This window comes from Vibrio lamellibrachiae, from assembly GCF_050337265.1.
Lineage (GTDB): Bacteria > Pseudomonadota > Gammaproteobacteria > Enterobacterales > Vibrionaceae > Vibrio > Vibrio kyushuensis.
The window spans coordinates 409,726-430,850 of record NZ_JAKJSU010000006.1 but is presented as its reverse complement, the minus strand read 5'-3'; the positions used below and the strand labels follow the sequence as shown (position 1 = coordinate 430,850).

The window sequence follows — 21,125 nt, the reverse complement described above, 5'->3', positions numbered from 1 at the left end:
TTCACAGCAAGATATTGATATTAAAGGTAATAAATTATCAATCACACAAATAAATTCACGCATTATTTACCTTGAGTGATTTTCATCACACTAATTAGACCTATATTCGTACGGAAATCATACAATTTCATGTTGCACTACAATTGAGTTTCAACACTTTCTATAACACCGTGCTAGAAAGATAAAACAATTCACACTAACAATATGAATAATAAGAATAAACACTAAAAACAACACAAACAATTCATGAAATACCCCAGAAATGTGTGCCCAATTTAGTTTTGAGCAATATAAATCCTTGAGTCATGGCAGTGAGACTCAGATCACAAACGAATGGCTAAATTCAAAGGTAGTATCCGCCGTATTAGAAATCCGGCAATTTATATTACTTAGGTGTTTAGAATGACAATTAAAAATAGTCTTCCTTATTTTAAGGATTGGCCAACTATTGATTCCGCAATTAAAAAAGATCCTATTATTGAAGATAAAGTAATTGAAATTCTTCAACAAATGACACTGGAAGAAAAAATTGGTCAGATGATTCAACCTAACCTTCGGGAAGTCACACCTGAAGAAGTTTATGAATATAAACTGGGCTCAATTCTAAATGGTGGCGGCGCATGGCCAAACGAAAACAAACACGCTTCAGCTCAAGATTGGGCTGATTGCGCTGACACATTCTGGGAAGCAACAGAAAGAATGTTTGAAGGCAGAGGTTTCCGTATTCCTTTTGTTTGGGCGACAGATGCGGTTCATGGTCATAATAATGTATTCGGTTCGACCGTATTCCCACACAATATTGGTTTAGGCTGTGCTCGTGATCCTGAACTGATTCACAGCATTGGTGAAGTCACCGCTCGTGAAGTTGTTGCGACGGGTCTTGATTGGACATTTGCCCCTACTGTTGCAACACCACGCGATTACCGTTGGGGTCGCGTTTATGAAGGCTATTCTGAAGATCCAGAAATTACCTACGACTACGCAGCAAAAATGGTGCAAGGTCTACAAGGCAACGCTGAACAGCTAAAGGGCGAAGGGCGAGTATTGTCTAACGTTAAACACTTTGTCGGTGATGGCGGAACACGTACTGGTATTGACCGTGGTGTAAATGGATACAGTGAAGAGCACCTGATTAATATACACGCTATGGGCTACTTCAGCGGTTTAGAAGCGGGCGCACAGGTTGTTATGTCTTCATTCAACAGCTGGGAAGACAATGCTAACTACGATCACTCGCCTAAAGAGGGTGAAGAGTACAATCAAAAAATTCATGGTAGTAAGTACCTGCTTACTGACGTACTAAAAGATAAGATGGGTTTTGATGGTTTAATTGTTACTGATTGGAACGGCCACGCCGAAGTCAGTAAGTGTACGGACACTGACGCCGTTTATGCGATTAACGCAGGTAACGATGTTCTTATGGTTCCAGTACGAGAGCACTGGAAAGGTGTTATTGAGTCGACATTGAATGCTGTAAACAGCGGTGTTATCTCAATGGATCGTATTGACGATGCAGTTACTCGAATTCTTCGCGTTAAAATGCGCGCGGGATTATGGGATAAACCACGCCCTAGTCTACGTCAATTCGCAGGGAAACAAGCTCAACTAGGGGCTGAATCTCATCGTGAGATTGCTAGAGAATCTGTACGTAAGTCTCTTGTATTGCTTAAAAACAACAACGATATTCTCCCTCTATCTCGTGACCAAAAAATCACGTTAACAGGTAGCGCAGCCAACGATTTACAAAAGCAATCTGGTGGTTGGAACCTAACGTGGCAAGGTGATGAAAACACGCTTGATGATTTCCCAGGGGCAACCACAGTTAAAATGGCACTTGAGGCTGAACTTGGTGCTGATAATGTCAATCTAGACCTTGACCTAAGCTCAGATTTCCAAGCCGGTGATGTAGCCGTTGTTGTATTCGGTGAAGACCCTTACGCTGAGATGATGGGCGATATCAAAGCGTGGCAATCACTTGAGTTCTCAAAGCTAAAACGCAGCTACAAAGCTGACTGCGAGAAAGTCACTCAGCTAAATAAACTAGGCGTTAAAGTTATTAGTATTTTCTTTAGTGGCCGCCCTCTTTACATCAATGAGGAGATTGCACAGTCGGAAGCGTTTGTTGCTGCTTTCCTTCCTGGTAGTGAAGGGATGGGTATCACTGATGTGCTTGTACGTGATGAGCAAAATAACATCCGTTACGATTTTGTTGGTCAACTGTCGTACTCTTGGCCGAACAAAAAGCGTAGCGTTACTGTTAACCGTATTCCACAGCACATCCCAGACTATGTTTGCCCTGATAACGAGCAAGATCCAAATGGAGAACATGCGCCGTTGTTTGAATATGGGTACGGCTTGAACTACACAGATCGTAAACAAACTCGAGATCTAGATAATATTGAATTAGACATTGATGTTGTAAACCAAACCGATGCAGCAACTGAAGCCAAACATTTATATGGTGTGCGCTCAAACATCGGTGACTACAACCTTAAAATCTCTGATCTCGGTCACTGGATTGGCTCAGAAGTTTCACGAAACAACTCAATGGCAATCCAAGCTATTGAAACTGAACCGTACAACTATGAGCAACAACAAGATGCCATTAAAATTAACTTTAATGAGCAATTTGGTGCCACGTATATTCAAGTTGGAGATGGCTCTGTAGAAGATTTCTCACAATATCGTAATGGTTCGATTACTTTTGAAATTAAAGTTCAAGAAGCGCCAACGGAACCCGTTAAAATGTCACTTCAAAAATGGACTAAAAACGAAGAGCCTGTCGGTGTCGCGTCTGTAGATATAACGGATCAATTAATCATTGGTGATGAATTTATTAAAGTGTCAGTACCTTGTCAGGAATTTATTGACCAAGATGTAGACCTACGTTATTTAGATACACCATTTATGATGTATACAAAAGGGAAGCTTGGTGCTGTCATAGCCAATATCGCGTGGAATGCATAAGACCTGAAATTATATAGAAACTAAAATCTAGACATTAAACCTTAAAGGCTTACTTATTAAGTAAGCCTTTTTTATTCCCTAAAAACATACAAGTAACAAATCTATAACAATATATTATTTGGCTTATTATCCCATATATAATAACAACCATGAAACGCATTCTAAAGGTGAGATAAATTGCAATAACAAACAGCAACTTAGGCATGAACCGTTTTATTTTGATAAATATTCATCGATAGTAAAAACCCTATCACCCTCACATTAACGACCCTTAAGTTCCCTTTAAAATACCGCTACCCAAACAGTGTGGAGAATAAAAAATACATTCAAACACTGACAATAATAAACAAATAATAATTAAGCTTTCTTAGTCCTTAAATAAACATAGGTATAAAATGAATTTTAAACCAACTAAAATTGCCTTAGCTTGTGGTGCAATGCTTTTCACTTCAAGTGCAATGGCAACCTCTGATATTGACTTCTTTGGTTACATGCGTGCTGGTGCTCATATTTCGCCAAACAGCAGTAACGGTAACGGTCACCCAGACTACATCTCTGCGGAAGGTGCGGCTGGTAAATATCGTCTGGGTAACGAAGACGACTGGATGGAGTTCGGCTTAAAATCAGATCTTGTCTCTGAAAATGGTCAACGTGGTGAAATTGGCATCATGATCGGATCATGGCATGACGTTCAGGAGTTTGGTGGCGGCATTTCTGATTCATTTGATGTGATGCAAGTTTGGGGGCAATTGCATGGTGTATTCGGCAGTGATGTAACCAGCATGTGGGCCGGTAAGCTATACCCTCGTTCAATCGCTGATGACATGCTTGATTACGAGTATTGGGATAACTACGGTCGTGGTTTCGGTCTACGTGACATCGAACTGCCAGGTATGTTGATGGATGTGACTTATAACTACAACAATGGCGAGATGACAAACCCTGGTGAGACACCCGACGAAGATGAACGTTTCATCACTGCAGTACACCTTCCTGAGCTACGTGTTCATGGCATCGAAGTTCCAGGCGGTAACCTAGCACTTGGTATTAACCTTGCGAGTGTTGTCGACGATGAAGTGCTTAAAGAAGAGATCACAAAACAAGGCAACAGTGCTACAACTAACGGCTACATGCTAACCGCTTCTCATAGCGGCAATTTTGCTGGTTTTGATAATATTCTAACAATTCAATATACAGACGGTATTGGTGTTGCTGGCTGGTCGGGAACGCAGATTGTCAATGTAGAGGCACCAGGTAGCAGTGTCCGCCTATTTAACCACGGTAACTACACATTCAATGATAAGTGGAGTGCTGGTTACTCTATTGCTTTCGAAGACATTGATATGGAGTTTGATAACAAAGACGGAAAAGAGTGGTTTAACGCTGGTATTCGCCCACGCTATAACTGGAATACCTTCACTCAAACTGAGCTAGAGCTTGGTTACCAACAGGCGAAATCAAAAACCTACGACGGTACAAATACATCCGCTAAGGCAACACTTTCTCAAAAATTCCATTTTGGTGATGTACCGCATATCCGTCTTTACGTAACGTACGCTGAGCAAGATACTCACTGGAGTGAAGTAGCATTTGGCGAGCACTCTTCAGTAACAAACGACAAGTTTGACTCTGTCAGCTTCGGCGCGCAGTTTGAAGTTTGGTGGTAATAAATAACGATATCATTGCCTTGTCCACGATGATAACCCGTTAATAATAAAGGCTGTAACCAATATGAGGTTACAGCCTTTTCTTTATGAATCCATTTCTAGTTAAGAATAAGATTTCTCGAATGAATCTACGGCTGAAACATCTTAACTATGCCATCAAGATAATCATCATTGCTAGGTCACTAGGTCGATTCGCGAATAATCAATTGCATCGTTGGCATTTTATACTTTGGCTCATTACCTGAAATCAGATCCAGTATGTAAGAAATTGATAGCTCACCCATTTTTTCAAAAGGCAGTCTCACAGTCGTTAATGGTGGGATAATATAGCTAGATAAAGGCATATCATCATACCCCACTACAGCGATATCATTTGGTATCGTCAACCCTTCTCGATACAACCCATTCATCGCGCCAACAGCACTTTCATCATTTGATGCAAAAATAGCGGTAAAGCTTTTATTCGCCGACACCGCTTTACGGATCGAGTCGCTACTCTGCTCTGAATTGAAATCACCCTGTAAAACCAGTTCATGATTAATTTCAATTCCGGCACTTTCCATCGCTCTTACGTACCCAGCGTATCGAGCGTCTGAATCGCTGTTATCGACTGGGCCTCGCAAGTGAACAATGTCACTATGACCCTTTTGAATAAGGTGATTAACCGCCAAATAGGCACCTAATTCGTTGTCCATTTGTAATTGATGTAGCCGTTTAGAACCAATATTATTTACTGACAGTGCTGGCGTACCAAATATTAGCTTAGGTACTCCTTTTAATATTACACCTATCTCTTCTTCCGTTAGGTGTGTGCCTATAATAATTACACCATCGACATTTTTATCAACCATGTCTTTAAGAATTCGACGCTCACGGTCTGATTCGTAATTACTCACTTCAACATTAATTTTATATACATGTTTGGAAACTGCTTTATTCATCCCAGAAAAGATACTCGATACATGCACACTGTCGTAACTTGGCGATAATACACCAATGACCATTGTACGTGCGGCAGGTTGTACTCGGTTATCTTTTTGTCGATATCCTAAGTCACTCATTGCTTTCTCAATCGCTAATACTTTTTCTTTTTCAATAAATGAACTTCGATTGATATACCTTGAAACAGTACTAGGAGAAACATCTGCTTTTGCGGCAATCATTCTAGAAGTAACTTTGGCCATTATTTCATTTACCTTAGTAGAGAGGGTGAAAATATTTGTCATTATTATTGTATCAATTATACTACCTTGAATCTTATATTTATCTTTCTTAATACTGTAATTTTCACTTTGATTTCACAATGTCGTTATATCTCAAATAAATAACAGGAGTGATGAAACTTATTATTCAATTATTTTCATTCTCGTTGATTTCATACATCAAGGTTAACTAAACAACCAGACCGATAAGCCGAACTAATCATCGCTAGATTTAGCTCTATTAAACCCTCATTACTCAACATTCCTCTTGCACATGAATCCAGATAAATTATCATTTAGACTTAATTTGATAACGTTTTGCTATTGAAGAGTCACCCATCATGCTAAACCCACTTTGGTTAAACACCTTTAGAACTTTAATCGACATCGGACATTTTACCCAAACGGCCGAGAAGCTTTATATGACTCAGCCAGGAGTAAGTCAACACATCAAGAAGTTGGAGGCTGCATGTGGCCACGAACTTATTAAACGTGAAGGCAAAGGATTTGAAATAACAGAGCAAGGCAGGTTGGTTTATCAATACGCACTAAAGTTGGCAATAGGTGATGCAGAGCTACTAGAAAGCCTCAACTTTGATAATCCCTATGCAGGTGATTGTAAAATTGCTACTTCAGGCTCTTTGGCGTTGGCTCTTTATCCGGCACTTTTAACTCTACAGCAAGAGCACTCTGAACTGTCGATTCAGTTGGAAGCTGCACCAAATCAAAAAATATTGGATGACTTACAACAAGGAGCCATTGATTTAGGTATTGTGACTCACGTTCCTAATACGGGTTTGTTTCACAGTGAAGAGATTGGGAATGAAGAGCTCTGTTTGGCATTGCCTAAAGCTTATCAGGGTATGAACATCACAGTTCAACTTCTTTCTGATTGTGGGCTGATACGCCACCCAGATGCCAATCATTATCTCTCGCTTTACTTCGACTTATGTGGAGATAGTGCGTTGGCAAACATCAATATCGATAGTTTAAAAACGTCCGGCTATATAAACCAACTTAATCAAATATTACAGCCCGTTTCTAAAGGACTTGGTTTTACAGTATTACCTAAAAGTGCAATTGATAGCTTCTCAGGAAAAGAACAGCTATACATTGCCCCAACAAAAAAACCAGTAAAAGAAATACTGTTTTTGGTACAGAAACGACACCGTAACTTACCTAAGCGATACAGTGTCGTTAAATCGCTAATAAATGATTGTTTGAGCTAAAGTCTCAGAGATCCAAAATCAAACATTAGCGATATGTCGATTATTTTGTCTCTGGAATCAGAAAATCACTAAGGAGTAAGTGCGGGGGTTCGCCCTTAACGACATCCTCGTATTTTACTAAGTGAGTGTTAGCAAACGCATCCATTTCGGCATAGAAATTAGCTCTATCATCACCGGGTAACATGTAGAAGCCATGAGAGTGTGCTTCGTAAATATGTAGGTCAGCCATAGCTCCAGCATCCCTGATCGCTCTATGCATAAGCACCGTATCACTTAGCATTAAATCACGAGTACCAGATACCAATATTGTCGGCGGAAACTCGCTAAAGTCACCATAAATTGGCGATAAATATGGACTAGTTGGATCCAAGTTACCGATGTAAAGATCAACAGCAGCTTCAATACCAACATCCCATGTACCTAGTCCACCATCAACACCATCATTAACAAAACGGCTGTCCGTTTTTTTCTGAATATCTGCTGCCGGCGTACCGATAAACAGCGCCGCTGGTGTTGGAAGGCCTACGTCTTTCATTCGGTGTACCGACGCTGCTGTCAAATTTCCTCCCGCAGAGGTTCCACCTAACATCATAGAATTTGCCGGACGTTCCTTTAATAGCGCAGACCATACTGTCACAATATCGTTTACAGCTGAAGGGGCTGGATGCTCTGGCGCTTTACGATAATTAATTGAAATAACAGGAATCTGCAGCTTATGAGCTGTTATCGTCGCTTCTCGAAGTAATGAGTCATTACCACCGTAGATCCAAGCTCCACCGTGAATATGGACAAAGACATTATTCTTGTATTTAGGTGCGACTGTTTCTGGCGTTACCGTATAGATTTCCACACCTTCAAATGTGCTGACTTCGAATTTAACACTGAATTGCTCAGCTTGCTTTCGCCCTTGCTCTGCTCCCGGAGCATCAAATTGTTCTATATATTGTTTCCACTCGCTCTTCGTTTGGGGCAATTGAATATTTTGCACAACCTCAGAATTTAACGGTGCAGGGGCTACGGTTAGAAATGACTTTATCGCCTCAGAAGCATGAATAGGAATCGGCAATTCTGTAGCGTTTACTTTTAATGGATTCTGACCTGCGGCAATTGCTGACACAGGGATAAGTGCCGCCAAAGTAATCGTGAGGATGGTTTGCTTCATATTTTGCCTCTATCATAGGAATATTCATGCCAATGTAGATTCCTTTCAATATACGTGCATTGGCCAACGACAAGCATTTTCATTCAAAGCTTGTTTGCATACTATGAATTAGAGAAATTCATTTATGCAGGCTATCTATTGACTTCTATTGATAAGTGTTCTCTTTTGAAACTGGTCGTTTCAATATCCGAAGGCAATCAACTCTGATTCAGTATAATATTGATATCAATGGCGATTTACTAATGGCTAAAAGATGAAGAATAAAATCGATACATTAGATCTCAATCTAATGAAATTATTAAAAGCTGTAGTAGAAACACAGAACACTCACTTAGCAGCCGAACGCTTAGGAATATCCCAAACCAGCGTCAGTCGCGGACTGGCCAAATTGCGAGAAGTATTCGGTGATCAATTATTTATCCGTAAAGCTCACGGTGTTGAACCATCAGAACTTGCAGAAAAATTAGCTCAAGCAGCTGATGAGATGATGACCCCAATAATCAAAGTTGTTGAGTCTTATCAAGATTTCGATCCTTTGGTATTTAACGGCTCCATTACCATTGCTGTGAATACCTTTCTTCAAGAAATCTTTGGGTCAGGTTTAATTAACGTTCTAAAAAGCAGCTTGCCAAACGCGAAGTTTAAAATCATTTATTGGCAAAGCCATTCATTAGGTGAAATGCTCAGTGGCGAGATCGACTATATGATCCAGCTTGCTGGCTATCCAATACCACAAGAGGTTTACACTCACACATTATGCCAAGTACAAAACTCCATTGTCGCTAGAGTCGATCATCCTATTTTAAGTAAAACCAGTGCATGGGATGAGATTCATCACCTTCCTATCGCCCGTCTGTTTTTGGATGGTATAAACAGCAAACGAAGTGTCATTGAAGAGCTGTACTTGCAAAAAGGGTATGTTGCTGATGTTGAACTGACCAGCCATAGCTTAGCAACCGTATTAGAGTACATAGCGACTAGTGACTCGTTACTCTACTCAAGCAGCTACATTAGTAATATGTCCGATAAACTGACCTGCTACCCACTACCTCCACTCTCCCAAGAGTACCGACAATTGGATATTTGTGGTGGGTACTTACAAACACGACGAGGGTATCCACTCAATCAATTCTTGCATCAAGTTTTTCAAAGTCATTTTGATACGGTTATTCAGCCAAGTTAAGAAGTGTCGGCTCTAACGGCTAGTCATTCACTAGTGCTGTTCTGTCATTGCAACGCGATTTTAGTACCTTTAACAATTGATGCTTAAGTCTAGTATTCATGTAGTTACCTTCAATAATTACGTCTTCAAGCCAGTAGATATCCACCAATAGGTGAATATCATCCGTAAGTTGCCTCAATTGCATTGAGCTAAGCTCATTGATGTTAGTTGACCAAACATCAGAAACATCTAAACAGATTACTCGTGTGTGCTCGGAAGCAACGGCTATAATCGCATCTACAATGTAGTTTTGTTGTGCGTGATTATGATGCAAATACAGAACGGCGATCCCCTCGCCTTCATCAAAGATCTTGTAACAACGTTGATTTAAAAAAATATCTTCACTTACTCTGCTGCATACCGTTCTAGTCACTGACTTAATCTCAATAATTGTTAGATACCATCAGTATCTAGATCACTAGCACAACAAGTAATGAATTAGAGAAATTCATTTTCGACTTAAAGACCGAAGCAAATTTGAATTTCTGAAAACCATTCCTAAAAAACGAGCACCGCCTATCATGCCTCCACTAATTAACCTTGGGGGCCTCATGACGTTACGCTTCATTTTCATTAATCTACTTTCTTTGCTTATTAGCAATAGCGCCATAGCAGATCAGCTAAAAGAGGTTCGAATTAGCGAAGCATTACAGATGAGGCCAAGTGTCTCATTTGGTTATGGAAATGAAGGGAATGGTGCGAGAGCAACGCTCGACCTTAATACCACTATGGACATGCAGATTTTGTTGCAGTACGAGCTACAACGAGACTTTAATGTCCATAACATTCGTAGTGCAGCGAGGCACAAGCGCTTAAGCAAAGGGATTATTGTTGATTACGTACAAGATGACAGCGCCGATAGTTCTCTAAATGGTTCGGTCAGTCTTTTCGATGTTTACTCCATCGACAATCAGACGTTACTTGTCCCTTCTTTAGGCTTTGGCGCGACCAGTGAAGAGTGGGCCGATAACTATGCATACTTTAGTAAAATTCAATTTCGCTATTTTAGAAAACTACCAATGAATAGCTGGGTAACTGTTTCGCCGACAGCAATATTAGGGCTCAACCAACTAAAAAGTAACTTTGAACATGAAAGTGTTAGCGAGGTCAGTATCGATGGCACTCTAGGATATCGATTAGATGATCGGCAAAGTATTTTTATTGATGCCAATTTTACCGACCATAAAGAGCTGATATCTAGCATTAACTACGAAATTAACTTCTAATCGGACCCTAGGCTTGTTCACTCTATTTAGAGGGCAGGTTAAGACAAGTAACAGTTCGCTTTTTTGATAATTAAAAATGCGTTCTGTACTTGCCTTAAATGTCCTTGGCTCTCTAGGCGTTGCCTCTCTTATACCTTATCTATATCAAGCTACTTCTTATATACCTCTACCACCTTCTCAAGTTCAATGACTTCAGGCTCTGGAATATCCTCATCAGGAAAGGCACTGCGTACCTTCTCGGTCAGCCCTTTGGCGAAGACTTGGTAAAGAACACGAGTAGAAACGGTAATTGGGTAGTCCAGATCACTTGGTAACTCGAACTGCTCAACGCGCGTTTCACCTGATTTGATACGGGTATCTTGACCTATTTTTACATAGCGCCAGAAACGAAGACCAACAGGCTTTCCATTTTCATCGACACCAATTTTGATAAATCGACGCGAATCTTTTGGAATAACTCCGTCTTGCATAACACCGCTTTCAAAAACAACGTTGTCGTTAGCGTCAGTAACAATGAGCTCAACCCAAACCTGACGGCGAGCGCCACCCGGCATATCGTGCCCAGAGTTAACGTTGGTGATATTTGCCGAGAATAGATTGCCCTGTTTCTCTACTTCTAGAGTTAACGCTGTTTTCAAAATATCGATGCTGAGCTTTTTGTGTTCTGGATTACGCATCCCAGTGAAGTAATAATTACCTCCAACGAAGTGATGTGAACGCATGTTGTTCTTAATTGGACCATCATTAGTCGATTGCCCTGACACCTTGTTATCAAAGTCAGTGACATCTTGCGTCATATGACAATCGATACACTCTTTGTGCATACTAGGATCGTTTGGCGCGTTAAATGGCGAAGCTAACCACTCACCAAAGTTATCATTGATGTTCGCGCCCTGCCCTGTAGTAAATTCATTGTGACAAGTCGCGCAATAGAGTGAACTTTGGTACAGCTCAGGATCAGAATATGAATCCTTATGGACCTCTGGTGACGCATTAATTTGTTTTTCAGAGAGCCATTTCAGCATGCTACTTTTGGCATCTTCAAAAACGTACAGCTCGCGATCTTTGATGTTTACGGTTAAGTCAGTATTACCGCCTGCATTTTCCGCCTTAGTAATACGGTGACAGAAAACGCAGCCCGTCCCTCGCTCATTAACCGATTGACCATGGGCAAATGCTTCTTTCAGATCCTCACCACCTTTTAGCCACATATCACCGTACTCTTCAAACGGCTTGTTATCTTCATTGATAATACTTTGTGGCGCATGACAGCCTCGACACAACACACGAAACTCTTCACCCTCTGTCTTTGCCGCGAAATCTTCCTGAAAGCGGTAATACGGGTGGTCCATGTTCATGCCATGATTTGAGTCCGCCCACTGATCGTAGATGGTGGTATGACAATCGGCACACTCCGCTGAATTAACCCACTCATCAGGGTGCGTGTAACGCTTTTCATCATCCAGGCGCAGCCAAGTCGCTAAATATGGCAGGTTCTCTCTCGCCTTAACGTATTCATTTAAGGCTGACATCATTTTCGCGACTTCAAGCGGCGGGTTTTCAACATCAACAGGAGGCATCTCCTCTTCTCTTGGATCGCCCCCCATTCCGCCTTGAGTTTTTTGAATGATATCGACGTACGCGCCAACAGGGTCACCAATGATCATCTTTCTTACATCGACGTGTCCGGTTAACGCGTTTTTAAAACGATCTTTCTTTCCATCTTCCATCAGCTGTCGGTTAGTAAAATTAAAGCCATCAATATGGCAAGAGTTACAACTCATCCAGAAGTCGCCAGACATTGGGTACTCGGAACTATCGGCCATATTCGCGCTATTAAAGAGTGTCTTACCCAGTCGCATTTGCGGCGCTACTGGATCATGTTGAACTAGCTTCGCGAACTGTTCTTCTGCCAATTTCACCTTTGAAAATGGTCCTGATTTGCCAATATCAAACTTGACTATATCCAGAGTCATCGCATTTTGCACAAACAGATCACGCCCTGAAATAGTAATACCGCGCGGATTATCACCCGGTACATTGCGGTATATTTGAGTCGCTTTCACTCCACCTTGAAACTTCTTACGACGATGTCGTTTGCTGTTCTTTTTACCTTGTCGTGAAAGGTCAAATACTAGTAAGTCTTCAGAAGCGGCGAGCGTAAATATCACCTTCTTACCATCTTCCGTGAATGCGCCATCATGAGGGTTTGAGATAATGCGAATGCGATTACCGCTTTCAATAATATTGATCTGTTCAAATAGCTGCTTTCTCTCTTCTATCACCTCGTGTTCATTGCCAAGCTCTAGATTAATGATGGAAATAGTAGGAAACACTGTCGATTGAAACTGAAAGTTGTGACCAAATGACCAAAGCATGTGAGGAAGCCAAGCCGTTTTTCCATCTGGTGAAACTACAATATTATCAAGCCCACGTGGCTTACCTTGAGGGGTGGTTAACGTTGCATTTGCTTTAGTATCTTCGAGCTGGATTATCTGATTTAGAATTGGCGTTTGAGCTTTAGTATCATAGATAGAGAGCTGACCTGACATCATATGAGTAACCAACAAACGACCATCATCGGTAAGGGCTAGCCCTCTTGGTGTCGATGCGGTATCAATTGTTTTAGTGATCTCACCGTCGCGGCTTATCACCAGCAACTTATCTCGCTCGAAACTGGTCACATAAAATTGTTGATGATTTTTATCAAACACTACCCCAAACGGTCGGGAAGGAACGGAAAGTGTCCACTCCACGGATAGATCGTCTGCATTCAGCATGGTGACGTTGTCACTTAAGTAGTCTGTCGCAAGTAACTGCTGCTCATCACCCGTTAGCGCTACTCGTCTTATATCACGACCAATCGTCTGTTCAGCTAGGATTTTTCCACTGCTTCTCTCAATAATGCTGACACTGCCGGCATCAAAGTTTGCGCTAATGAACTGGCTTTTGTCTGCCGTCATAAGTAACGAACTGCTCTTTTCTATCGCTAATGACGAATGGCTAAAAGTTAGCGTCATCAAAACGCCGACAACATTCAATAATTGCTTTACGCGTTTATATAGCCGCATCTCATGGATAGTCTTGAGTAGCCTTTTAATACTTGAATAACTCATTACATCATTGCTCATAATTATTGTTTTCTTGTTTGCTAATTTTTTGTTCATTAATTTGGTAAAGGTAGAGTGTTCTCTCTCCGATAAAGCGAGCTGGGAAAATCTCTACTAACGTCTGCTCAATCGGTGTTCCAGAAAGACGCCAAGCACTTTTAGGGTTAGTCGAAGCCGCCGATAGCAAGGCGTTATTGCTGCTTGGATAATACATGTCATAAATACGCTGATTGGGTAGTGACGCTCTTGCTAGGTTCACGCTGTAGTTCGTGCCTAATAAGTCAATGAAAGGGTTTACATCAACCCACTCAATCGCCTGCTGTATTGGGGCGTGAATTGGCTTTGACTTGCTCACAATGGCATGAATAGAGGGCGAATTGAAAAACAAGAAAACTACAAGCAACGAGGAAAACGTTTTCAACGAAATTATGCTCTTGCCTGTTATTCCCATATTGTCTTCCGATGACTTATTAATAAATGACTCAATGGCTAGTGGTAGCAAGATGCAAAACAGAGTCAGTATCGGAGTCCAATGGCGAAGATTATCTGGATTTTGGGCAAACGTTATCCAGATCCAATAAATAAGAGAAGTAAAACTCATTGTCTTAATCGCCTCTTCCCTCAACTGAACTCTCGATACTTCCAAATTGAAAATTGAGCGAGAGGCAAGATGAGACCGAGGACGAATAAAATAAGTCAGCGTATAACATTGGAGAAGTAAAACTATCAAGACAGGGTATAAACCAACCCCCTTTGTCAGACTATTCCACCATTGAATCCATTGGTTTTGTTCACCATGAACTGTATTCCCCCAAATTGAAAAGTGGCCTTGAGTAAATCTCATCCCCTCTTCAAAGTAAGCTAGACCATCTTGACGAAGTACAAACCAAACAGAGATAACACCCACTAACATAATCATGCTAAGCACTTGAAAGTAAGCTTTAACGCGACTCGTTGAGTATTCAACAGAGACAGATGAAATAAGAGGATGTATCGCTAGCCCAATAGCCAGTGGTAGGTAAGCCGGTCTAGTGGCTAGCATCAATGCAACAAAAAGTCCTGCAAATAGGTAGTTCTGCCTAATAAGCGCAGCAACGGAAAATAGCAACAGTGCTAATGCCATTGAATCAGACAATCCGCTTAGTGAAATTGACAGTAACAATGGCTGCACAGTGATCATTACAAACCCGAGAGCCGCTAAAATCCAACTTTTGCAAACCATGTAAACTATCCCAGCCACTAGAATAGGAATAAGGCTGCCAAACAAAAGTGACACCACAACATTGGCTGGGATGTTTGGGGCAACCCCAAAGGCAACCATTTTACTCATCGCCACAAATGCAGGATATCCAGGAAAATGTGGACGAAATTCAATCACTGAAAAACGCTCAATCGCCAACCAAAAGTTGTAAGCGTCATCACTGGTTAACTCTAACGGAAAGCGAGATGCCCAAAGCCACCAGCCTATGTAGCCGGTGACAATGATAATAATCCAAGGGGCATTTTTACTATTCATTGACCTGCAAGTATCTTCTGCCTAAAACGAACAGTTATTTAAACGAACGAAGCGCAGACATCAACGCGCTTCGTTGTTCTTTAAACGTCTGTGGATCAGCTGGTGCTTGCCCTACTCCGAAGACTCCCGGATTACCAATTGCAGCCAATACACCTTGAATGGACTGAGAAGCGATTTGTCGCGACTCTTGCTCAAGTTTTGGGGCTAGCAAGTCCAAAAAGAGCTTACTTTTAACTACAAGAACCTTAGCTACCTGATAGTCAGCCAAATTGTTTTGCGCCCCCTCCAAGCGACGTACGATCTCTTCGTACATCATTTTATCCATCAGATGTTCAACCTCACTTGCTTGCTGCTGACCAATTGCCGATAACATTGGCGTTAACAGATCAACATCATGATCAGCTTTCAGGTAAGCAAACTCTTCGCTTAGTCCATCAATCGCTGCTTTAACCGCGACATAATCTTCATTGCTAAGCGCAACTAATATCGCCTCTCGGCCATCAATCACTGGCTCTTTACCCGCTGCTGCATATGAATAAGCGTGCGCTACTCCGCTCGCTAGTAAACAAGCCAATAGCGATATTGCATGAATCCATCGAATAAATTGTCTCGTAATATCCACTGTCACTGTTCCTTTCGTTTAGGCAACGCTTTGTACTTCCAATACCACTTTTTCATTTCTAAAATCGAAGATTTCACGTCGACGGTCTTTACCATCAAGCACACTTTGAGCCGCCATCATGCCCATCTCCATTGCTGTGTCAGTAAAGATGTAGCGGAATGTACCCTGTCTTCCCGTCATGATGAGATTGTCGAACTGGCATAAATGAGTAATCGCTTTTTCGCGCTTGGATTGATACGTCATATCCATGAGTGGATAGGCGTGCTCGGTATAAGAAGTAAAGTACTCGCCCGTCGCCAGCTTTTTATCTACACCCAGTGCGTCAAGATCTTCGAGTATGCGAGTTTGCAGTTTATCGCCTGCCATCGTCCACGTTTCATCATTCTTGTCACAAGGGATCTCTACCATCACTGAAGATCGCCCTTCTGGTGCCATAAACGAAGAACGGCGTTTTGGCTCTTGCAAGCGGGTGCCTAGCATTTCTGGGTCAGAAAGGTATTGCCACGTGTTATCAGAGATATTGTCTGTTTCCATTGGCATGTTCATAAAGCGCAGAGAGCGAAACTCTAGCTTGCTATCAAAGCCTGTTAGATCACACATAATCGATAATGGCAGCGTCGAGATCACTTCATCACACGCAACAGTACCGACGTTATCAGGGGTATCAGGGACAGTGTATTGCACCGACTCAATACGGTTATCCGCAGCGATTGAAACACCGCTTACTTCACTATTTAATTTTATCTCAACGCCCTTTTTAACCAACTCTTCACCAAGCCTTGTATAGAGCTGACCAAAGCCCATTTTAGGGTATCGATATTGACGAGCATAAGTTCGAACTGAAGATTGACGACCGGGCAATAATCGGCGCGCCACATCTTTAAGATCCATCAAGCTAATGCGTTGGGAAGCCCAGTCTCCAGAAAGAAACTTAGGATCAATACCCCAAAGCTTGGCGGTATAGCCCTCAAAAAAGTGTTTATATAGAGTCTTACCAAAACGACTCTCAATCCACTCGGCAAAGCTAACACTCGACTGATCTTTTGGCTTTGCCTTAAACAGTTGTTTTAGCAGGTCAACGCCACCACCAATAAGCAAAGGCATAGGCGCATTTTTTATCAGATCCATTAATGCTAGTGGGTATTGATAGATACGCCCTTTATAACGGATGACACTTTTACGTTGGGCATAAAGCAGATCATCGCCCATCAAGGTATCGACAAAGTTAAGTAGCTTTGGGTTTTTGGTAATAAAACGGTGCCCACCAAAATCAAAGCGATACTCTCCGTGCTTACCTTGAAACGTTTGAGTCGCGCACATTCCACCAACGTGATCCGCCTTTTCAATAAGTGTCACTTTGTGACCCGCTTCGACTAACTCCCAAGCAGCCATTAGCCCAGCAGGCCCTGCGCCCAAAATAGCGATATGTTTTTGTGAAATCGGTTTTTCTGTTTTCATGCGTGCTTATATCCTTTATGCCAAAACAGCGAAAATATTGACATGTAGCCAACCCAAACAAGGAGCTGCAACAAGCCTGGGGAGGAGTTGTAACCAAACAGTGCTCGCAAGAAGGTGCCAAATACGCCTTGATCATCCAAAATGTGTGAAATATCAAACAAGCTCTCATAGACAATTGGCAGCACGTGAGCGGCTTGCAACATATTGATAGCCGAAGACAGTAAGCCTGCAGCGATGATAATGATCAGTAGACTCGTCCAACGAAAGAAAGAATTAAGAGGCACTGTTTTAGTGGTTTTGAACATCACCCAAACCAAAATGTAAGCCAGCACAAGCCCAGCGGTTGCGCCAATAAGCGCATCTTCGGTTGAGAACTCACCAAAGCTTGAGTACATCAAAGCAGAGAAGAACAAAATCGTCTCAAATCCTTCCCTTAGAACCGCTAGAAATGAAAGAAACACCAAACCAAACACGTTGCCTTTTGAGACAATATCACTGATCTCTTGCTGCATCTGGGTGACTTGATGCTTTGCCTGTTTCTGCATCCACACAGCCATATAGGTGAGCACAATCGTGGCAAAAATGAGTATCCCTGCCATTAATAAGTTTCGATACAACTCATTGCTAAATTGATCGACAACGACTTGGAAAATCACAGCGATTGCCAGTGAGCAGATCAATCCAACAAATACACCCATGTAGATGTATTTGTTGTATCGCTGAGCGTTAAGCTTTGCCAAATATGAGAGGGCAATGCCAACGAGAAGAAAGGCTTCTAGCCCTTCACGCAGTGTTATTAAAAAACTTGCAAACATAAATCCTCAATACGATTGCTAATTATTGTATGACTAAATCGTTGTATAACTATTTCGATACACGTCTAGTTGAGAAGACTTTAAGCACGCTCCAACGCATGGCATGACGAAAGACCAATGGAGCTAAAAACCAAGAAGAGTAAAAATGAATATCCTGAATAATGACACTCAGCGTATTCCCAGTCTTACCAAAGAAAAATAGGAAAAAGCCGCTTAAGCAACACAGCACTAATAACCACTCGATAATGGTTCCAGTTTTGCGCAAAAATGGTTTATTACTATTCTGGATAAGGCTTCGGTGAGAGGACCAAAATGCACCAATGACAATTGAAAAGATCGAAACGCCTACCATCATATGAATAAGCAGCATCCATCTCTCTAGCGCCCAAGCTAACTCAATTCGTTGCCAAAGTAGGACACCAGAGACAAACATAATATACAGCAAACTCTCAGCCCACTTATGGCGGTAGGCTAAGCCTTTCCACCATTGTGCTAATGAGCTACTCTTTTGCAATTGTTCTGTTTCACTTATCATCATGATTACTGCTTCATTGATACGACAAAAGCAGCGATTCAATATCGCTGCTTAATTAGCCGTTAAGTTAACTACTTCGTTGTTTAACTATTTGGTTTCGCTTATTGAGCTACTTATTATTTAACCGTGACTTTATTAGCCATTGTCATAGCCGTGCCGAACTTACCGCCAGATGCGATGATTTGTTGTACGCCATCTTCGTCGGTATCAGTTGAGTCACTACCTTTAAGTTGGTTCTCACCTGAGTCGCCCATCCATTCTGCTAGTTGCATGCCACCGTTGATAACACCTTTGAACCAGCTTACGTAGCGGTCAGTTAGCGCTTCAAGCTCAAGTGCAGGCTCGTTTTCGCCTTCTTCATTTTTAAGGTGAAGAATTGCTTCACGCAGACCACCAGAGATAGCCGCTGCTGTGTAAGGAGTATGAACGGTCGCTTTACCTGGTTTCGCTGCCCATGTATTGATGTTCGCATCAAACATGTTCTTCTCTACCGCTAGGTAAATTGAGCGAGCTGCTTGCTTATACTTCACGTCTTCTGTTGCTAAGAAAGCGGCAACCAATCCACGAATAGCTGCGAACTGTGCGTCCAGTGATTGTCCTTTTTGGATTTTCACGCCTTTACCAAGCTGAGCACCATCAACCACTAGACCGTTCTTTGAGACTAGGCTGTTAATAATGAAATCAGCTTGTGCGGTGATCATGCTAAGTGCTTGCTTACCTGCTGGTGATTTAAGGTTCACATCACTCGCTTCAGCAGAGGCATAGCCTACTGGAAGTGCGTCTTTTGCACGTTGGTAGATAGACAATGCAACAATTGAATAAGCCGCATCGTATGTGTCTACAACATTGCCCTGCTTACCTTTCTTATATTCAGTCACAAACGTACCAGCCTCTTCGTTGAAGTGAAGCGCTGAGATGTTTTGGAAAAGTAAGTTTGAAATGTTGTTCGATAGAGAGAACGCATCTTGACCAATCACGTCGTTACTATCTTTGCTGTCTGTGTTTTTAGCTGGAGCCGCCGCAAAAGGAGCACCATCAAAAACCGCTAGAAATGCTGGGTTTTGCGCACTGTTTGCCACACGCTGATCAGTGTATGCAAAGTACTCGGAAACAGGCCATAGCATTGACCACGTATCACGTAGAGTTGATGCGCTGTCTGAAACTTTCAGAGACTTAATTGAGTTCACACCATTTGCAGTACCTTCTGTAACCGCAACTTTGTGAGCAAACCAAATAGGACCATTTTGTGGGTTGTAATCTGGACCAAACTTAACGCCGAGTTTTTTACCATCAAAGCCCATCTGCTCTTGCATGATAAGCATCTTGTCGATCGACATTTCTGTTAGTAGCATGCCGTTAAAGCCATCGGCTGCCGATACACCTAGGCTGTGTACACCATCTTGGTCCATCTTCGATGATTCAGCTTCCACTTCTTCATCAGATTCTGTTACGTGCATACCACCTAAGAAATCTTGTGACCACATAACTTCTTTTAGCAAGATACCGCCTGTTGCTGCTGGGTTGAACGACTTATCAAAGCTGTTTTCATCCCACGCTAAAGATTTGTAATCACGGAAATAGGCAGGAACAACCGTTTCAACTGTTTTGGTTACGCCTTTAGCCGTTGTGATTTCAACTTCATCACCATTCACTGTCGTCGTATCTGGCTTTTGAGCAAACTCAGGAGATCCAGACACATACGGTATTGAAATTGGATACATGTTTTGCGGAACTTCACTTGCAGGGAAACCTACCGCGTCAGCCATTTCAATAACACGCTTACCTAAATCAGCCAGTTGTCCACCACGAGCCTTGTTTACCGGGCCATTGACTAGGTGAGGTCCCATAGTCGATTGGTAGTTCAGTGCGTACATCGCCTCTTCAGAGTATTCGTAGCTTTCAATACCAGCAGCGAAGTCAAATGGCGTTGGAATATCCGCAGCATTTGGATCAAGAACATCAAGATCAAGACCTAGCGCTTCAGCTAACGGCTCACCAGAGAGTTCAAACTCTGTATAGGCAAGGAAGCTACCTGCTGGCTGATGAGTTTTGTCTAACACTTTAACTTGAGGGGCTGCTGATGCGGCAGAAGCAAATACGACTGCTGAGATAGCAAGACTAAGAGATGATTTTTTCACTGCTTTTCCTTTCTCAATTGGTAATGATATTAATTATCATTCGTAGAATTATTTGCATTATATTGTTAGCAATTATTAATACAAGCATTAATTGGTTGAATTTATGAGAAAGGTGCTATGTAACCGTAACTTGAATGTAAATATCAACTATCAAAAGCAAGGTTAAAAGAGGATTAGCAGAAGAATAGTAAGGTGAAAGTAAAGCTTAACAAGTGAGAGAGCAGAGGAAATATGACCAGATTAAGGGGAAAATCAG

General features: G+C 41.8%; 15 protein-coding genes. 5 read left to right on the top strand and 10 right to left on the bottom strand.

Annotation, left to right across the window (positions count from 1 at the left end; all coding sequences use genetic code 11):
* Nucleotides 1–402: 402 nt before the first annotated feature.
* Complete coding sequence (locus tag L4C54_RS11095) at nt 403–2,967, top strand: glycoside hydrolase family 3 protein (RefSeq protein WP_428808215.1); 2,565 nt, start codon at nt 403–405, stop codon at nt 2,965–2,967.
* 395 nt (nt 2,968–3,362) lie between these two features.
* Nucleotides 3,363–4,634, top strand: a complete 1,272-nt coding sequence (locus L4C54_RS11090; protein ID WP_428802263.1) for a carbohydrate porin — start codon at nt 3,363–3,365, stop codon at nt 4,632–4,634.
* Nucleotides 4,635–4,816: 182 nt separating this feature from the next.
* On the opposite strand, the gene L4C54_RS11085 is transcribed toward L4C54_RS11090, so the two are convergent.
* The gene (locus L4C54_RS11085; RefSeq protein WP_428808214.1) at nt 4,817–5,818 is read right to left on the bottom strand and encodes a LacI family DNA-binding transcriptional regulator; all 1,002 of its coding nucleotides are present in this window, start codon (nt 5,816–5,818) and stop codon (nt 4,817–4,819) included.
* Nucleotides 5,819–6,177: 359 nt separating this feature from the next.
* Between L4C54_RS11085 and L4C54_RS11080 the strand changes: the two genes are divergently transcribed.
* Complete coding sequence (locus L4C54_RS11080; RefSeq protein WP_428808213.1) at nt 6,178–7,065, top strand: LysR family transcriptional regulator; 888 nt, start codon at nt 6,178–6,180, stop codon at nt 7,063–7,065.
* A 40-nt stretch (nt 7,066–7,105) separates the two neighbouring features.
* On the opposite strand, the gene L4C54_RS11075 is transcribed toward L4C54_RS11080, so the two are convergent.
* Nucleotides 7,106–8,227 (bottom strand): alpha/beta hydrolase, encoded by a 1,122-nt coding sequence (locus tag L4C54_RS11075; protein WP_428802266.1) that lies wholly within the window; start codon nt 8,225–8,227, stop codon nt 7,106–7,108.
* A 253-nt stretch (nt 8,228–8,480) separates the two neighbouring features.
* Here L4C54_RS11075 and L4C54_RS11070 point away from each other — a divergent pair, with 253 nt between their 5' ends.
* Nucleotides 8,481–9,410, top strand: a complete 930-nt coding sequence (locus L4C54_RS11070) for a LysR family transcriptional regulator (RefSeq protein ID WP_428808212.1) — start codon at nt 8,481–8,483, stop codon at nt 9,408–9,410.
* 19 nt (nt 9,411–9,429) lie between these two features.
* Here the strand turns inward: L4C54_RS11070 and L4C54_RS11065 are convergent, their stop codons facing one another.
* Complete coding sequence (locus L4C54_RS11065) at nt 9,430–9,822, bottom strand: hypothetical protein (protein ID WP_428802268.1); 393 nt, start codon at nt 9,820–9,822, stop codon at nt 9,430–9,432.
* Nucleotides 9,823–10,000: 178 nt separating this feature from the next.
* Here L4C54_RS11065 and L4C54_RS11060 point away from each other — a divergent pair, with 178 nt between their 5' ends.
* The gene (locus L4C54_RS11060) at nt 10,001–10,675 is read left to right on the top strand and encodes a hypothetical protein (RefSeq protein ID WP_428802269.1); all 675 of its coding nucleotides are present in this window, start codon (nt 10,001–10,003) and stop codon (nt 10,673–10,675) included.
* Between the two features lie 149 nt (nt 10,676–10,824).
* On the opposite strand, the gene L4C54_RS11055 is transcribed toward L4C54_RS11060, so the two are convergent.
* The 7 genes from L4C54_RS11055 to L4C54_RS11025 form a co-directional block, all read right to left on the bottom strand.
* Nucleotides 10,825–13,695, bottom strand: a complete 2,871-nt coding sequence (locus L4C54_RS11055; RefSeq protein ID WP_428808211.1) for a hypothetical protein — start codon at nt 13,693–13,695, stop codon at nt 10,825–10,827.
* Between the two features lie 100 nt (nt 13,696–13,795).
* Nucleotides 13,796–15,301, bottom strand: a complete 1,506-nt coding sequence (locus L4C54_RS11050) for a hypothetical protein (protein ID WP_428808210.1) — start codon at nt 15,299–15,301, stop codon at nt 13,796–13,798.
* A gap of 34 nt (nt 15,302–15,335) precedes the next feature.
* A complete protein-coding gene (locus L4C54_RS11045) occupies nt 15,336–15,923 on the bottom strand; it encodes a hypothetical protein (RefSeq protein ID WP_428808209.1) in 588 nt (195 codons plus the stop codon).
* Between the two features lie 18 nt (nt 15,924–15,941).
* Nucleotides 15,942–17,381 (bottom strand): FAD-dependent oxidoreductase, encoded by a 1,440-nt coding sequence (locus L4C54_RS11040; protein WP_428808208.1) that lies wholly within the window; start codon nt 17,379–17,381, stop codon nt 15,942–15,944.
* The gene (locus L4C54_RS11035; RefSeq protein WP_428808207.1) at nt 17,378–18,196 is read right to left on the bottom strand and encodes an FTR1 family iron permease; all 819 of its coding nucleotides are present in this window, start codon (nt 18,194–18,196) and stop codon (nt 17,378–17,380) included. The genes L4C54_RS11040 and L4C54_RS11035 overlap by 4 nt, the downstream gene beginning before the upstream one ends.
* 49 nt (nt 18,197–18,245) lie before the next feature.
* Entirely contained in the window at nt 18,246–18,734 is a 489-nt protein-coding gene (locus L4C54_RS11030) for a hypothetical protein (RefSeq protein WP_428808206.1), read from the bottom strand.
* 113 nt (nt 18,735–18,847) lie between these two features.
* Nucleotides 18,848–20,869, bottom strand: coding sequence for a hypothetical protein (locus tag L4C54_RS11025; protein ID WP_428808205.1), 2,022 nt, complete (start codon nt 20,867–20,869; stop codon nt 18,848–18,850).
* Nucleotides 20,870–21,125: the final 256 nt, after the last annotated feature.

Coding starts and splice junctions, on each gene's coding strand:
- L4C54_RS11090 (WP_428802263.1), top strand. CDS start 3,363: ATGAATTTTAAACCAACTAAAATTGCCTTAGCTTGTGGTGCAATGCTT.
- L4C54_RS11060 (WP_428802269.1), top strand. CDS start 10,001: ATGACGTTACGCTTCATTTTCATTAATCTACTTTCTTTGCTTATTAGC.
- L4C54_RS11095 (WP_428808215.1), top strand. CDS start 403: ATGACAATTAAAAATAGTCTTCCTTATTTTAAGGATTGGCCAACTATT.
- L4C54_RS11055 (WP_428808211.1), bottom strand. CDS start 13,695: ATGACGCTAACTTTTAGCCATTCGTCATTAGCGATAGAAAAGAGCAGT.
- L4C54_RS11070 (WP_428808212.1), top strand. CDS start 8,481: ATGAAGAATAAAATCGATACATTAGATCTCAATCTAATGAAATTATTA.
- L4C54_RS11075 (WP_428802266.1), bottom strand. CDS start 8,227: ATGAAGCAAACCATCCTCACGATTACTTTGGCGGCACTTATCCCTGTG.
- L4C54_RS11085 (WP_428808214.1), bottom strand. CDS start 5,818: ATGGCCAAAGTTACTTCTAGAATGATTGCCGCAAAAGCAGATGTTTCT.
- L4C54_RS11040 (WP_428808208.1), bottom strand. CDS start 17,381: ATGAAAACAGAAAAACCGATTTCACAAAAACATATCGCTATTTTGGGC.
- L4C54_RS11050 (WP_428808210.1), bottom strand. CDS start 15,301: ATGAATAGTAAAAATGCCCCTTGGATTATTATCATTGTCACCGGCTAC.
- L4C54_RS11035 (WP_428808207.1), bottom strand. CDS start 18,196: ATGTTTGCAAGTTTTTTAATAACACTGCGTGAAGGGCTAGAAGCCTTT.
- L4C54_RS11080 (WP_428808213.1), top strand. CDS start 6,178: ATGCTAAACCCACTTTGGTTAAACACCTTTAGAACTTTAATCGACATC.
- L4C54_RS11030 (WP_428808206.1), bottom strand. CDS start 18,734: ATGATGATAAGTGAAACAGAACAATTGCAAAAGAGTAGCTCATTAGCA.